At 55.4% G+C, this 14,204-nt stretch carries 14 protein-coding genes; 6 read left to right on the top strand and 8 right to left on the bottom strand.

Going from position 1 to position 14,204, the window contains the following annotated elements:
- Positions 1-6 precede the first annotated feature (6 nt).
- Positions 7-1,038 carry an S-methyl-5-thioribose-1-phosphate isomerase gene (gene mtnA / locus C3406_RS01650; protein WP_103824185.1) on the top strand — a complete coding sequence of 344 codons (1,032 nt, stop codon included), beginning with the start codon at positions 7-9 and terminating at the stop codon, positions 1,036-1,038.
- Between the two features lie 83 nt (positions 1,039-1,121).
- Here the strand turns inward: mtnA and C3406_RS01655 are convergent, their stop codons facing one another.
- From C3406_RS01655 to C3406_RS01665, 3 genes are read right to left on the bottom strand one after another with little or no spacing between them, the layout of a single operon-like run.
- The gene (locus C3406_RS01655; protein WP_103824186.1) at positions 1,122-1,664 is read right to left on the bottom strand and encodes a 1,2-dihydroxy-3-keto-5-methylthiopentene dioxygenase; all 543 of its coding nucleotides are present in this window, start codon (positions 1,662-1,664) and stop codon (positions 1,122-1,124) included.
- Complete coding sequence (gene mtnC / locus C3406_RS01660) at positions 1,661-2,350, bottom strand: acireductone synthase (protein WP_103824187.1); 690 nt, start codon at positions 2,348-2,350, stop codon at positions 1,661-1,663. Before mtnC ends, C3406_RS01655 begins: the two co-directional genes overlap by 4 nt.
- Positions 2,347-2,961, bottom strand: a complete 615-nt coding sequence (locus tag C3406_RS01665; RefSeq protein WP_103824188.1) for a methylthioribulose 1-phosphate dehydratase — start codon at positions 2,959-2,961, stop codon at positions 2,347-2,349. Before C3406_RS01665 ends, mtnC begins: the two co-directional genes overlap by 4 nt.
- 125 nt (positions 2,962-3,086) lie before the next feature.
- Here C3406_RS01665 and C3406_RS01670 point away from each other — a divergent pair, with 125 nt between their 5' ends.
- The gene (locus tag C3406_RS01670; protein WP_103824189.1) at positions 3,087-4,247 is read left to right on the top strand and encodes a pyridoxal phosphate-dependent aminotransferase; all 1,161 of its coding nucleotides are present in this window, start codon (positions 3,087-3,089) and stop codon (positions 4,245-4,247) included.
- Positions 4,248-4,331: 84 nt separating this feature from the next.
- Here C3406_RS01670 and citR read toward each other — a convergent pair whose 3' ends face one another.
- Positions 4,332-5,246, bottom strand: a complete 915-nt coding sequence (gene citR, locus C3406_RS01675) for a DNA-binding transcriptional repressor CitR (protein WP_103824190.1) — start codon at positions 5,244-5,246, stop codon at positions 4,332-4,334.
- A 902-nt stretch (positions 5,247-6,148) separates the two neighbouring features.
- Between citR and ahpC the strand changes: the two genes are divergently transcribed.
- Together ahpC and ahpF are read left to right on the top strand one after the other, a co-directional pair.
- Positions 6,149-6,712, top strand: coding sequence for an alkyl hydroperoxide reductase subunit C (gene ahpC, locus C3406_RS01680; RefSeq protein WP_103178649.1), 564 nt, complete (start codon positions 6,149-6,151; stop codon positions 6,710-6,712).
- Positions 6,713-6,900: 188 nt separating this feature from the next.
- Positions 6,901-8,466 carry an alkyl hydroperoxide reductase subunit F gene (gene ahpF, locus C3406_RS01685; RefSeq protein WP_103824191.1) on the top strand — a complete coding sequence of 522 codons (1,566 nt, stop codon included), beginning with the start codon at positions 6,901-6,903 and terminating at the stop codon, positions 8,464-8,466.
- Positions 8,467-8,522: 56 nt separating this feature from the next.
- Here ahpF and uspG read toward each other — a convergent pair whose 3' ends face one another.
- Positions 8,523-8,951, bottom strand: a complete 429-nt coding sequence (uspG, locus tag C3406_RS01690; RefSeq protein ID WP_103824192.1) for a universal stress protein UspG — start codon at positions 8,949-8,951, stop codon at positions 8,523-8,525.
- A gap of 224 nt (positions 8,952-9,175) precedes the next feature.
- Between uspG and C3406_RS01695 the strand changes: the two genes are divergently transcribed.
- Positions 9,176-10,414, top strand: a complete 1,239-nt coding sequence (locus C3406_RS01695) for a zinc-dependent alcohol dehydrogenase (RefSeq protein ID WP_103824193.1) — start codon at positions 9,176-9,178, stop codon at positions 10,412-10,414.
- A 71-nt stretch (positions 10,415-10,485) separates the two neighbouring features.
- On the opposite strand, the gene rnk is transcribed toward C3406_RS01695, so the two are convergent.
- Positions 10,486-10,896: a nucleoside diphosphate kinase regulator gene (gene rnk / locus C3406_RS01700; protein ID WP_103178653.1), complete on the bottom strand. Its 411-nt coding sequence runs from the start codon at positions 10,894-10,896 to the stop codon at positions 10,486-10,488.
- Positions 10,897-11,293: 397 nt separating this feature from the next.
- On the opposite strand from rnk, the gene C3406_RS01705 reads away from it, so the two are divergent.
- A complete protein-coding gene (locus tag C3406_RS01705) occupies positions 11,294-11,914 on the top strand; it encodes a flavin reductase family protein (protein WP_103824194.1) in 621 nt (206 codons plus the stop codon).
- Positions 11,915-11,918: 4 nt separating this feature from the next.
- Here the strand turns inward: C3406_RS01705 and rna are convergent, their stop codons facing one another.
- Together rna and dcuC are read right to left on the bottom strand one after the other, a co-directional pair.
- On the bottom strand, positions 11,919-12,728 hold the full coding sequence (rna, locus tag C3406_RS01710) for a ribonuclease I (protein WP_103824195.1): 810 nt from the start codon (positions 12,726-12,728) through the stop codon (positions 11,919-11,921).
- 88 nt (positions 12,729-12,816) lie between these two features.
- On the bottom strand, positions 12,817-14,190 hold the full coding sequence (dcuC, locus tag C3406_RS01715) for an anaerobic C4-dicarboxylate transporter DcuC (protein WP_103824196.1): 1,374 nt from the start codon (positions 14,188-14,190) through the stop codon (positions 12,817-12,819).
- Positions 14,191-14,204: the final 14 nt, after the last annotated feature.

The raw sequence follows: 14,204 nt of genomic DNA on the forward strand, positions 1-14,204 counted from the left end.
AACGACATGCAGAGATTACAGACGACCAGCCTGCGGGTGACGGAAAATCAGCTATTTATTCTCGACCAACAGGCGCTTCCGCAGGAGAAACGCTGGCTGGATGCGACAACGGTAGAGGCGCTGGTGGGGCACATTCACGCCCTGCGCGTGCGCGGCGCGCCGCTGATTGGCCTGTCTGCCAGCCTGCTGTTGGCGCTGCTGGCGGAAAACGGCCACAGCCGGGATGAACTGGCGGTGGCGCTGGAGACCCTGCGCGCCTCGCGTCCGACGGCGGTCAACCTGATGAACAATCTCGACCGCATGAAACAGGCGCTGTGGCAGGAGGATTTTGTCCCGGCGCTGGGGGCAGAGGCGCTGCGCCTGATCGACGAAGATAAGCAGCTCTGCGACGCGATTGCCCATGCGGGCAGCGCGCTGGTGAAGCCCGGCAGCCGCCTGCTCACCCATTGCAATACCGGTGGCCTGGCGACGGCGGGCGTAGGCACGGCGCTGGGGGTGATTGCCCTTGCCCATCAGCAGGGCAAGGTCAGCAACGTCTGGGTGGATGAGACCCGTCCGCTGTTGCAGGGCGGCAGGCTGACGGCCTGGGAGCTGGGTGAACTGGACGTGCCGTATAGTCTTATCACCGATTCAATGGCGGCCAGCCTGATGGCTAAAGGCCTGGTGGACGCGGTGTGGGTGGGGGCGGATCGCATTGCCGCTAATGGCGATGTGGCGAATAAAATCGGCACCTACTCCCTGGCGGTGCTGGCGAAATTCCACGGTATTCCCTTCTATGTGGCCGCCCCGCAAACCACGCTCGATCCGAACTGCCCGAACGGTGAGGCGATCCCCATTGAACAGCGCGATGCCCGGGAAGTGACCGGCGTGGCGGGGAGCTTCGGTGCGGTGCAGTGGGCGCCGGAAGAGGCGCAGGTCTATAACCCGGCGTTCGACGTCACGCCTGCGGCGTTAATTAGCGGTTGGGTGCTGGATAGCGGGGTGGTGACGCCTGACGAGGTGGCGAAGGGGGCTTTTGGGGGAGTGCGGTCTGAATAATGCCGGGTGGCGCTAACGCTTACCCGGCCTACAAACCGTGTGTAGGCCCGTGCAAGCGCAGCGCCGACGGGCAGGGCATGGAACTACGGCAATCTCGGATAGCTATCTGCTATCGCGTCGCCCGTAAACTGCGCCACCCAGCCTTCCGGGTTATCGAAAATCCGGATTGCGGTAAAGTTCGGCTCAGAGCCCATATCAAACCAGTGCGGCGTACCAGCGGGAACGGAGATCAGGTCGTTCTTCTCGCATAAAACCTGACAGACCTGGTCGTCAATGTGCAGGCAGAACAGCCCGGCACCTTCGACAAAGAAACGCACTTCATCTTCACCGTGGGTGTGTTCATTGAGAAACTTCGCCCGCAGGGCCTCTTTTTGCGGGTTATCCGCGCGCAGGCTGATGACATCCCAGCTCTGATAGCCCTTTTCCGCCACCAGCTTATCGATGGCGTGCTGGTAGGCATTAATGACCGTCTCCGGTGACGGATCGCGACCCAGATCGCGGTCGGCTTCCCAGCGCTCAAAGCGAACGCCGCGGGCGTTCAGCTGCTGCTGGATCGCCTCAGCATCGGTACTGTGCCACTGCGGCTGGCTGGCTTCTTTATCTGAATAAATGGTCAATGCGCTCATGAAGGGATCTGCTCCGGATTGATGTCGTCAAATTGATGCACCTGATGGTGGTGGCTGGCCCCGTCCTCATCGCCGCGAATCAGTTGCAGGGTGCGAAAACCGGCCTGTTCCGCGGCGTCCAGCTCCTGATGAATATCCGACAGGAAGAGGATCTGCGAGGGGGTTGCGCCAATCTGGGCCGCAATATTCTGATAAGACGCTACCTCGCGCTTGGCACCGATGTGGGTATCAAAATAGCCGCTGAACAGATGAGTAATATCACCTTCGTCGCTGTAGCCAAATAACAGTTTCTGCGCCGCCACGGAGCCGGAGGAATAAACATAGAGATCAATGCCCTGCGCTTTCCATTTTTCGAGGGAGGGCAGAACGTCCGGATAGAGATGGCCGGTGAAGTCGCCGTTGACGTAACCCTCCCGCCAGATGATCCCCTGCAACGCTTTTAGCGCTGTCGATTTGCGGTCTTCGTCCATAAAGGCGAACAGGGTGTCAATCAGATCCCGGGTGCTGGCCTGCGGCCGGGCAATCTCTTCGCGCAGATTGTCCAGAATGGTGTTGACCGGTTCGGCATACTGCTGGGCGTTGACAAAGGCCGCCAGCCGCTCGCGCGCATAAGGGAACAGGACATTGTGGACAAAACGAATATCGCTGGTGGTGCCTTCAATATCCGTCACAATCGCGCGAATCATACTCTCTCCAGTTGTCGTAAACGCATCTCGCACTCGAACAGGAATTCGAGGCCTTCAAGGTGACGCCGGGCTTCGGCCACGTCGCGTCCCCAGCAGGTTAAGCCATGACCGCGCAGAAGAAAACCATAATTCAGCGGACATTCCTGGGCGTAATGGGCGATTCGCGAGGCCAGGGCGTCGATATCCTGGTCGTTATCAAACACGGCGATGGGCACCGTATCGAGGTGGCTGGTCTGGCCGCGGAGTGATTTCTGCATCTCAAAGCCGCTGAGGCGTAGCTCCGGCGTTTTAACCAGCCGGGAGAGCACCGTGGCGTTAACCGTATGCACATGCAGCACCGCGTTGGCCTCCGGGAAGAGGCGATAAATCAGAGTATGCAGGCCAGTTTCTGCGGAAGGCTTACGCCCGGAGGGGGCGCGGTTGGTGGTAATCTCAACCTGCAGGAAATCAGCGGGCGTCAGGCTGCCTTTGTCTTTACCGGATTCGCTGAGCCAGCACCAGGTGTCATCCTGCCGCACGGACATGTTGCCGCCGGTGGCGGGTGCCCAGCCTTTTGCGCCGATCCAGTGGCAGGCATCCACCAGGGCTGTGAGTTGCAGGTTGTCTGTCATCTTCCTTTATTACCTCTTCGGCCAGGAATATCATTATGATTTAGACGTCTAAGCGTCTTGATTGCCAAATACTAGCATCGTGTTATAGTGGCAGCAACATTTGTATTACATACAGGTCCGTCGATATGCGTAATAACCCCTTGATTCCGGAGAGTAAACTTCCAGCTCTCGGCACCACGATCTTCACGCAAATGAGTGCTCTGGCGCAGCAATGCAACGCCATTAATCTGTCGCAGGGTTTTCCTGATTTCGATGGCCCGGACTACCTTCAGCAACGTCTGGCTTATCACGTGGCGAACGGCGCAAACCAGTATGCGCCGATGACGGGAGCGCAACCGCTGCGCGAAGCGATTGCCGATAAAACCGCGGAACTGTATGGCTATCAACCGGATGCCAACAGCGATATCACCGTCACCGCCGGGGCGACCGAAGCCCTGTACGCCGCGATCACCGCCCTGGTGCGTACCGGCGACGAGGTGATCTGCTTTGACCCAAGCTACGACAGCTATGCCCCTGCGATTGCGTTATCGGGTGGCGTGGTGAAACGTGTGGCGCTCCAGCCGCCGCATTTTCGCCCGGACTGGCAGGCCTTCGCGGCGCTGCTAAGTGACAAAACCCGGCTGGTGATTTTGAATACGCCGCACAATCCTTCTGCCACGGTATGGCAGCAGGCGGATTTTGCCGCGCTCTGGCAGGCCATTGCGGAACGCGAAATCTATGTGTTGAGCGATGAAGTGTACGAGCATATCTGCTTTGCAGAGGCGGGGCATGCCAGCGTACTGGCGCATCCGCAGGTGCGCGAGCGGGCCATTGCCGTCTCCTCGTTTGGCAAAACGTTCCATATGACCGGTTGGAAGGTGGGGTACTGCGTGGCACCAGCGACTATTAGCGCCGAACTGCGTAAGGTGCATCAGTTCCTGACTTTTGCGGTCAACACCCCGGCACAGCTGGCGATTGCCGATATGCTGCGTCACCAGCCAGAACATTACCGTGAGCTGCCGGATTTTTATCGTGCTCGTCGGGATCTGTTTATCGACGCGCTGCGAGACAGCCGGCTGGAAATTTTGCCCTGCGAAGGCACCTATTTCCTGCTGGCGGACTACAGTGCGATTTCCGATCTGGATGACGTCACTTTCTGCAAATGGTTGACGAAAGAGGCGGGGGTAGCAGCTATCCCTCTTTCGGTATTCTGCGCCGACCCATTCCCGCATAAATTAATTCGGCTCTGTTTTGCTAAACAGGAAAGCACTCTGCTGGCCGCCGCAAAACGTCTTTGCGCATTATAAGTCTGCGAACTAAATAACTGGATTCAATATGCCAGAATTATTAATCTGGCATATTTATAATGACGCAGGTGATCATTACCAGCATTAATCATACTTAAAGCCATCTGAGCTGAGTTGCTCAATAAAACTCGAAAAAACCTTACTTGTTACCGAAGTGCGGTTATACATCATATAAATGTTCAGATCGGGCAGCGCAAAAGGAGCGTTGACTTTTCTGAGCTTAAGGGTGTCGCGGTATTGGTTATAGGCAATTTCAGGGATGTAACCCAGCAAATTGGAAGAGCTGATCATGTTAATAAGCGAGAAGAAAGAGTCGCTACGGAAACCATATTTTCTATCCGGGAAATGTTGATGCGATTCTGCACGGAACTGGTTTATCCCAGATTCATTGGTCATAAAGTAGGTAAACTTCTCTTCGTTCAGCTGCTCTAAGGTTGCCGACTCGCCGATGCGGGGGTGTGTCTGCCGACAGACTAACACAACGGGAACAGTGACGAAGTGACTACAGATAACCGAACGATTGTTTACAGGGGAAAAGGAGAAGACCAGATCGGCTTTGCGATAGGCCAGCAGATCGTCAGCGCTCTCTTTACACAATAACAGATCGTGGTACTCAATCTCATAATTGTGTTCACGAATCAGCAACTTCATGGATCCGAACAGCCGGTCCGGCGTCAGCACCTGCGGTGCGTATACCGCCAGGCTCTTTTTGAGCGCGGAGGAGTGCATGATGTTGATGGTTTGCTCAATCTGGTTCAGGTTCTCTTCCAGATGTTTATGCAGGTTAATGCCAACGGTGGTAGGGGTGATGCCTTTTCCCGCCCGGATGAAGAGCGGATCGTTGAGCTGGTTTCTCAACCGCTGTAAGGACTGGCTGACGGCGGAAGGGGTAATAAAAAGCGTCTCCGCAGCCTTACTGATACTAAGATGTTGATATATACACTCAAAAATCACCAGAAGATTTAAGTCAAATTTTTTGAGGTCATAAAGATTAGCCATAACTCATCCTGATAAGCTGTTTTGCCATAAGTGGCATATATAATATAACTATAAAGGTTAGCCAGATATTCATTATCCATTAGAATAGCTGACTTAACGACGCTTGAATTTGTACTTAATATATCATGGTTGCAGATTAATTGAATAAACAAGCTAGCCCAGAAGTGAATAATTTTAGTCAAATAAAATGGTGGGGAATATTGATATTCCCCCTTGACTCTTTGTCAGGTGCTGGCACGCGTTAATTTGCGTTGCTTAGCATTCAGTAATCCTGCGGCTCCCTGTCATTTATTCCATTATTCATGTAATAGATAGCTGAAGGAACTGCGGCATCCAGAGCATCCTTAATGGCTTCGTGACCTTTCAGCTTTTTTAAACGTAAAGATGTCGGGGCTGGGGGAGTGTTCAGGAACGTTTTACCGCCGGTATGTGCATAATCGCGCCAGGTTATGGCAGAGCCTTTGGCGGCGAAAAGCGTTAACGGTGCGGGTTACTCTCCAGCATGGGCGAAAAATGGCGAGAGCGTGATAGGCGCATTTTAAATGCTTATAAAATCAATAACAAAGAGATGATTAGATAAAACCTATCACAGCCATAGGTATTACAACGTCTATGCTAATTGCCCTTTGCTGGGGTGGGTGGTGTAATCCTCTTCGCTGTTACGGCCTTGCTAAAGGTCATGTAGAGCGCAACACATCGCCAGCGTGGCTGGCACCGAAGAGCCCTCGGGTTAGTCGGGTATCAGGGCCGCCGTCAAGGCGGCCTTTTTACTTTTTTAGTTCACGCAGTTTCTTGTGCAGGGTTGTTAGGTATCGCTGATTGATTTGATAATGCAAACGCATTGGCTCGGATCGGCAAAGTTAGGTACCTTACACCTCAACGAAAACACGGAGGAAGTACAGATGTCTTTAATTAATACCAAAATCAAACCTTTCAAAAACCAGGCGTTCAAAAACGGTGAATTCATCGAAGTTACCGAGAAAGATACCGAAGGTCGCTGGAGCGTCTTCTTCTTCTATCCAGCTGACTTCACCTTCGTCTGCCCGACTGAACTGGGTGACGTTGCTGACCACTACAGCGAGTTCCAGAAGCTGGGCGTAGATATCTACTCTGTCTCTACTGATACCCACTTCACTCACAAAGCATGGCACAGCAGCTCTGAAACCATCGCGAAAATCAAATATGCGATGATCGGCGACCCAACTGGCGCCCTGACCCGTAACTTTGACAACATGCGTGAAGATCAGGGTCTGGCAGACCGTGGTACCTTCATCGTTGACCCGCAGGGCATCATCCAGGCGGTAGAAGTTACAGCTGAAGGCATCGGCCGTGACGCATCTGACCTGCTGCGTAAAGTGAAAGCGGCTCAGTACGTTGCTTCTCACCCAGGTGAAGTTTGCCCAGCGAAATGGAAAGAAGGCGACGCGACCCTCGCACCTTCTTTAGACCTGGTTGGTAAAATCTAAGTCTGCAACGCCCGGCGGCGCTGCGCTTGCACAGGCCTACAAAACGTAGGCCGGGTAAACGAAGTGCCACCCGGTATTCAATGGGCGCATCCGCGCCCATTTCATTCCAGCACCATGATGCAAGTTGCACTCAGGCAGCCAGGATTAGGCCGCTTGCATGATGATGTTTTTTAAGCAGGAGATAAAGAATGCTCGACACAAATATGAAAACCCAGCTCAAAGCCTACCTTGAGAAGCTGACCAAACCTGTTGAGCTGATTGCCACGCTGGATGACAGCGCTAAATCGGCAGAAATCAAGGAACTGCTGGCAGAGATCGCCGACCTGTCCGAAAAGGTCACTTTTAAGGAAGATAACGCGCTTGCGGTGCGTAAACCCTCTTTCCTGATCACTAACCCAGGCTCAACCCAGGGGCCGCGCTTTGCCGGTTCTCCGCTGGGACACGAATTTACCTCACTGGTGCTGGCCCTGCTGTGGACCGGCGGTCATCCGTCGAAAGAAGCGCAGGCATTGCTTGAGCAGATCCGCGATCTGGACGGTGATTTTGAGTTCGAAACCTATTACTCGCTCTCCTGCCATAACTGCCCGGACGTAGTGCAGGCGCTGAACCTGATGGCGGTGCTGAACCCGCGCATCAAACACACCGCCATCGACGGTGGGGTGTTCCAGAACGAAATCACCGATCGTAACGTGATGGGCGTCCCGGCGGTATTTGTGAACGGTAAAGAGTTTGGTCAGGGTCGTATGACGCTGGCTGAAATCGTCGCTAAAGTGGATACCGGCGCTGAAAAACGTGCGGCAGAAGAGCTGAACAAGCGTGATGCCTATGATGTGCTGATCGTCGGTTCCGGCCCTGCGGGTGCGGCGGCTGCGGTTTATTCTGCCCGTAAAGGTATTCGCACCGGTCTGATGGGCGAACGCTTTGGCGGCCAGGTACTGGATACAGTAGATATTGAAAACTACATCTCCGTACCTAAAACCGAAGGTCAGAAACTGGCTGGCGCTCTGAAAGCGCACGTCAGCGAATATGAAGTGGATGTGATCGATAGCCAGAGCGCCAGCAAACTGGTGCCTGCGGCGCAGGAAGGCGGCTTCCATGAGATTGAGACAGCGTCTGGTGCGGTGCTGAAAGCGCGCAGCGTCATCATTGCCACCGGTGCCAAATGGCGCAACATGAACGTGCCTGGCGAAGAGCAGTATCGTACCAAAGGGGTGACCTACTGCCCACACTGCGACGGTCCGCTGTTTAAAGGCAAACGCGTGGCGGTAATTGGTGGCGGTAACTCTGGTGTGGAAGCGGCAATCGACCTCGCCGGTATCGTGGAGCACGTTACGCTGCTGGAGTTCGCGCCGGAGATGAAAGCCGATCAGGTTCTGCAGGATAAAGTGCGCAGCCTGAACAACGTCGACATCATCCTGAACGCCCAGACCACCGAAGTGAAAGGTGACGGCAGCAAAGTGACCGGTCTTGAGTACCGCGACCGCGTGAGCGGCGATGTGCACAGCGTAGCGTTGGCCGGGATCTTCGTTCAGATTGGTCTGCTGCCGAACACTACCTGGCTGGAAGGCGCCATTGAGCGTAACCGTATGGGCGAGATCATCATCGACGCCAAGTGTGAAACCAGCGTGAAGGGCGTATTTGCGGCGGGCGACTGCACCACCGTACCGTACAAGCAGATCATCATCGCCACTGGCGAAGGGGCGAAAGCGTCACTGAGCGCCTTTGATCATCTGATTCGTACCAAAACAGCATAAGAACGTAAGACAACACCTGCACTGTAAAGAGGCTACCCTGAGGTAGCCTCTTTTTTTTATCTCACAACCAGCACCGGCACAAAGGCGTGGCGAATCACGCTGGAGGCGTTCGACCCCAGCAGATGGGTGGAGATTGACGGGTTACGCGACCCGATCACCACGATATCGGCCTTCAGCTCGCTGGCCATCTCATTCACTACGTCACGCACATTACCAAAACAGACATGGGTTCTGAGTCGTGATGAGTCGATGCTGAAATGGCCGATCATGGTTTTTAACCGGGCTTGTGCTTCTTTTTCGATATGCTCTTCAAAGCGGCGCATGTCCGCGGCGAAGCGATGCAATCCGAAGGTGGCAGATCCCGGTAAAACATGCAGTAAGTGAATAATACCATCCTGTTGCGCCAGGAATTCAGCATGGCGAATCGCCTTGTCGCTCAATTCCATCTCAAAAACATCTACCGGCATAATAATCGTCTGGTACATAACCGTTTCTCCCTGTTTATTTACGCTTAATCCATTCAAACACAAAATATAAGCAAATTCTGATAGCTGGCAGGCATTTTTAATATCGTCCCGCTTGTTGTTGTTCTGCCGTCGCGCTTGCAGGCCAGGAATAATCCCAAAGCCGTGCAATTTCCCGGTATATCCCCGCTGATGGCTACCCTTTTAAGGTAAGCCCGCATTTTTTCTCTGAATCCGGAGGTCGAATGAAAGCATTGACGTATCATGGCCCACATAACGTTAAGGTTGAAACGGTACCCGATCCGGCCATCGAACAAGCTGACGATATTATCCTGCGCATCACCGCCACCGCGATCTGCGGTTCTGATCTGCACCTCTATCATGGGAAGATCCCTAAGGTGGAACATGGCGATATCTTCGGCCATGAGTTTATGGGGGAAGTGGTGGAGACCGGCCGAGAGGTGAAAAACCTCGCTAAGGGCGATCGGGTGGTGATCCCCTTTGTCATTGCCTGTGGCGACTGCTTTTTCTGCCGCATGCAGCATTATGCCGCCTGTGAAAATACCAACAGCGGGCGCGGCGCCTCCCTGAATAAAAAACAGATCCCACCTCCGGCTGCGCTTTTCGGCTATAGCCATCTTTACGGTGGCGTGCCCGGCGGCCAGGCGGAATATGTCCGCGTGCCAAAAGGCAACGTCGGCCCCTTTAAGGTGCCGCCGCTGCTGTCAGATGATAAGGCCCTGTTCATGTCGGACATCCTGCCCACCGCCTGGCAGGCCGCCAAAAATGCCCAGATTACTCAGGGCAGCAGCGTCGCGGTGTTTGGCGCCGGGCCAGTAGGCCTCCTGACCGTTGCCTGCGCACGTTATCTCGGGGCTGAACAGATTTTTATCGTCGATCATCACGACTACCGACTGCGCTTCGCCCAGGACCGGTACGGCGCTATCCCGATTAACTTTGATCGCGACGACGATGCCGCAGAAAAAATCATTGAGCAGACCCGGGGCCAGCGTGGGGTGGATGCGGTTATCGATGCGGTAGGTTTTGAGGCGAAAGGGAGCACTACGGAAACGGTGCTGACCAACCTCAAGCTCGAGGGCAGCAGCGGTAAAGCCCTGCGGCAGTGTATTGCTGCGGTACGGCGCGGTGGGATCGTCAGCGTGCCGGGCGTCTATGCCGGCTTTATTCATGGTTTCCTGTTTGGCGATGCCTTTGACAAAGGGCTCACCTTTAAAATGGGGCAGACTGACGTTCATGCCTGGCTGGGTGAACTGTTGCCGCTGATTGAGCAGGGGCTGCTCACGCCTGAAGAGATCGTCACCCATTATATGCCGTTTGAAGACGCGGCTCGCGGGTATGAGATCTTTGATAAACGTCAGGAAGATTGCCGGAAAATTATTCTGGTGCCTGGTGCACAAAGCGCGGAAGTGGCAAAAGAGCGGGTCACGGGGCTGGTCAACCCTATGCCTGGCGGCGTGATCTGATAGCGGAAGGCCGGAAAGAGGATGCCCGGGCATCCTCTGGGTTAAGCGCGTAAACGCTTATTCAGATGGGCTTAGCGCAGGTATTCGCCTGCCGCTTCAGGCTGCCAGAGCAGTTCCAGCACCTCCAGATGCGTGGCGGTACCGCCTGGCAGTTCCCAGTGGATAGTGTCGCCGGTACGCAGGCCAATCAACGCAGCCCCCACCGGGGCCAGGACCGACAGTTGCGTGCTGCTGTCGGTCATCTGCGCCGGGTAGACCAGCGTGCGGGTACGCACTTCCCCGGTGGTCAGATCGCGGAATTTCACCTGGCTGTTCATGGTGACCACGTCGGACGGCATGTCCTGCGGGGCACACATCTGGGCACGATCCAGTTCAGCGTTCAGGGCATCTGCGACGGGCAGCGATGCAAAGGCCGGTTGCTCCAGCAGGCGGTCGATACGTTCAGCATCGAGTTCGTTAATGATAATGGTGGGTCTGGACATTATTTACTCCATGTCGTTAATGCTGCGACAACCGCAGAAGATGCCAAAAGAAAACCCTCGCCATCCGGTAGCGAGGGTTTAACGTTAACTGATAATACTGAGTCTGCGCCCGGGTTTGAAGTGATGGCTGTCACATTCATGGCGTGGATTGAGTTCCGGGCTGTCATCTGCCTCGATAGTATGAATTTTGTACGAAAAACGTGATCGTTCGTCGATTTGGATTATCCTTTTTATGCGCCCTTACAAAGTGAGCGCCGCTGATAAGCGTCGATAAACGACACATATTCATTCTTCATTTCATACGGATTGCGTTACGCTGATCCTCTTGGGGCAGGGGGATGAGCGAAGCGTAATCCGTGCCTGCCGGTTTACATTTCGAACCTGTTCAGAGAGCGCTATGTACTTTTATCAACCTTACCAGGGACACGGCCTGCCGCACGATCCACTCAATGCCATTGTTGGCCCACGTCCGATTGGCTGGATTGCCTCGTGCGATCCTGAAGGACGCCCCAATCTGGCGCCCTACAGCTTCTTCAACTGTTTTAATTACCATCCGCCCATCATCGGTTTTGCCAGCACCGGCTGGAAGGACAGCGTGCGCAATATTGTCGAGACCGGGGAGTTTGTCTGGAATCTCACCACCCGTGAGCTGGCCAGCGCCATGAATGAGACCTCTGCCAGCCTTGCGCACGGGGAGGATGAATTTTTACGTGCCGGGCTGACCAAAGCGGAGAGCCAGGTGGTGAAGGTGCCGCGCGTCGCCGAAAGTCCGGTCAATTTTGAGTGCCGCCTGTCCCAGTGTATCCAGCTGACTGCCGCCAGCGGCGCTCCGATCGATACCTGGCTCGTGCTGGGGGAAGTGGTGGGGATCCACATTGACGAAAACCTGCTGCAGGACGGGATCTATCAGACGGCGAAAGCGCAGCCGGTGCTGCGCGCCGGTGGCCCGACGGCGTACTTCGCCATTAGCGAGGATCAACGCTTTGACCTGGTCCGCCCGGACGCACGAAAAGGGTAAGATCTCAGTAACCGATTTTGTCGATCACGAACTGTTTGCCACAGTTGCCCGGATGCGGCTGTGGCACAAATGAGGAGGTTGCCAGCGGGGCGTTGATGCTGGCCGCGGTGAGGGAAAGCTGTACTTCCGTGAGATAGGCCGGATTACCGCTGCAGCTGAGCTTGACAGCTTTCACCGTTGTCGGCCCCCAGCTTCTGGCGACGGCGGCGTCAAAGGCGCTGCGGGTGACGGTTTTGCCGTAGTTGGCCGCAAGGAACTGCCCCAGCGGGCTGGCTTTGACTTCCTGGTTCATGCGCACCATGGTGCCGAAATAGGCGTCGGGATCGAACCCAAAGCAGACGCCGTGTTTGGCATATTCGTAACGTTCGAGGCAGGAGTTGCCGCCTGCGCTGGGCATCACTTCGTTCAGCTTCGCGGCACCGGTCAGCGACAGGCCGGTCTCGGCGGCGTCGCATTTACGGCTGGCTTTTGCCTCCGGCATATTGGGAATGGGGCGGGTGGCGCAGCCATAGCGCATCCAGCGGCGATCGTCGACGCCGCGGGCGGCGATAGATTTCGGCAAGCCCGGCCACAGGCCATGAACGGTGAGGATCGTCGTTTTGTCGTCACGCTCTTTTTGCAGGCGGCACTCATCTGGCGCTGCGCGGTTGCGGTCATGCAGGCTCTGGCAAAAACCAGATTGCCATGAGAGCGCCAGCACGTAGCGATCGAAATCCGCGTATTGCGTCGCCTGAAGCGGGGCGGCCTGCGCCGGGAAAGCGCACAGCGCAACTGCGGTTACGCTGACAGGCAAAACGAAATCCTTTCTGAACATGTCAATTCCTGATGGTTGAATGCAAAATATTGCTGGTGCTTATTAAAGCACAAAAAGCGCCCGCAGGCGCTTTATGCTGTGGCGTGGCTTAGCCTACGGCGGTGCCAGGCACCAGTACTTCCGTGGCAATAATCACGATAATCAGTCCAACCAGCACCGGAACCGAGGTGCGTTTTACCACTTCGAACGGCGAAATTTTTGCCATCCCGGCAACGGCGACCACTACACCGGAAACCGGGGAGATGGTGCGGCCCAGGTTGGAGGCCTGGAGCATCGGGATGGTGAGATAGGCCGGGTTAATACCGGACGAGTGCGCCAGTTTCGGGATCATCTCCACGAAGGCGTAGAACGGCGCATTACCGGAGCCGGTGGTCATCGCTGCCAGCATGGTCAGAACGACCAGCACCATCATCAGGATGATACTCGCTGAACCAAACGAGGTGGCGATGGAGATCAGGCTCTGGATAAAGCCGATAGTGCTCAGCCCTTGGGCAAAGACCCCGGCCGCGACCAGCAGCATCACCACCCCGGCGAAGGCATCCGCCATGCCGCGGTACGCTACTTCCAGGCCGCTAAAGACCTTCTGCGTATTGAAGCCGCGAACAAATTCCAGCAGCGCGGCAATCAGCATGCAGAGCACCAGAATGGTGATGATATGCAGTTCCGGGCCCCACTTGCCGTCGAAAATCAGCACGCCGACGATGGGCGTAAACGGCAGAATGGCATAGAAGGAGGGGGCCGTGGTGGTGATTTCGCTGACGTCGAGGCGTTCGTGCGAGATGTTCTCTTTGTTATCGAGGTAGCGCTGCCAGAAGAAGTGCGCAATTGCCATGCCGATAATGGCGGCAATAGAGATCGGCAGGGTGGTTTTAAAGGCGAAATCGATCAGCGGCATCTCGGCGGCTTTAGCGGCCAGCACCACGTCACCGGAGGTGGGGGAGAGAATAATCGCTGCCGGAGAGGCACAGATGGCCGCCGCCGCACCGCGGCTAATTCCCACGTTGACCATTACCGGGAACAAGGTTGCCATCAACAGTACGCCGAGGCCCGTCGCTGACGATACGGCCAGTGACATCAGGCAGGCGACAAAATAGGCGGCAATCATCAGCAGGTAAGGGGAGTTGATATAGCTCAGCGGCTTTGAGGCCAGCTTAACGACCATATCGTTGGCGCCGATGTGGGTCATATAGGCGGCAAACCCACAGAGCATCATGATCATCATCCCCAGATCGCCACCGCGGCTCATCAGCAGGATTTTAATGTATTCAATGATATCAGTTGCGGTGTAACCGGTGCTGGTGGCGCTGGATGGCAGCACCTTGTGACCCATCAGGGCACTGACAATCAGCAGAGTCAGACCGCCGACAAACAGCACCCCGGTAGCGGAGTAACCCTTAATGATGTAGCGCGCGACGCCGACAATGACAACCACCCCGATCAGGAGCTCGATAAACGTTAGCATGGTTTCCTCTGTTT

This window comes from Leclercia sp. LSNIH8, from assembly GCF_002920195.1.
Taxonomy (GTDB): Bacteria; Pseudomonadota; Gammaproteobacteria; order Enterobacterales; family Enterobacteriaceae; genus Enterobacter.

Excerpts from the sequence above, each read along its gene's own strand:
- C3406_RS01705 (WP_103824194.1), top strand. The coding sequence starts at position 11,294 with ATGTACTTTTATCAACCTTACCAGGGACACGGCCTGCCGCACGATCCA.
- rnk (WP_103178653.1), bottom strand. The coding sequence starts at position 10,896 with ATGTCCAGACCCACCATTATCATTAACGAACTCGATGCTGAACGTATC.
- C3406_RS01695 (WP_103824193.1), top strand. The coding sequence starts at position 9,176 with ATGAAAGCATTGACGTATCATGGCCCACATAACGTTAAGGTTGAAACG.
- uspG (WP_103824192.1), bottom strand. The coding sequence starts at position 8,951 with ATGTACCAGACGATTATTATGCCGGTAGATGTTTTTGAGATGGAATTG.
- C3406_RS01665 (WP_103824188.1), bottom strand. The coding sequence starts at position 2,961 with ATGACAGACAACCTGCAACTCACAGCCCTGGTGGATGCCTGCCACTGG.
- ahpF (WP_103824191.1), top strand. The coding sequence starts at position 6,901 with ATGCTCGACACAAATATGAAAACCCAGCTCAAAGCCTACCTTGAGAAG.
- dcuC (WP_103824196.1), bottom strand. The coding sequence starts at position 14,190 with ATGCTAACGTTTATCGAGCTCCTGATCGGGGTGGTTGTCATTGTCGGC.
- C3406_RS01670 (WP_103824189.1), top strand. The coding sequence starts at position 3,087 with ATGCGTAATAACCCCTTGATTCCGGAGAGTAAACTTCCAGCTCTCGGC.
- ahpC (WP_103178649.1), top strand. The coding sequence starts at position 6,149 with ATGTCTTTAATTAATACCAAAATCAAACCTTTCAAAAACCAGGCGTTC.
- rna (WP_103824195.1), bottom strand. The coding sequence starts at position 12,728 with ATGTTCAGAAAGGATTTCGTTTTGCCTGTCAGCGTAACCGCAGTTGCG.
- citR (WP_103824190.1), bottom strand. The coding sequence starts at position 5,246 with ATGGCTAATCTTTATGACCTCAAAAAATTTGACTTAAATCTTCTGGTG.
- mtnC (WP_103824187.1), bottom strand. The coding sequence starts at position 2,350 with ATGATTCGCGCGATTGTGACGGATATTGAAGGCACCACCAGCGATATT.
- C3406_RS01655 (WP_103824186.1), bottom strand. The coding sequence starts at position 1,664 with ATGAGCGCATTGACCATTTATTCAGATAAAGAAGCCAGCCAGCCGCAG.
- mtnA (WP_103824185.1), top strand. The coding sequence starts at position 7 with ATGCAGAGATTACAGACGACCAGCCTGCGGGTGACGGAAAATCAGCTA.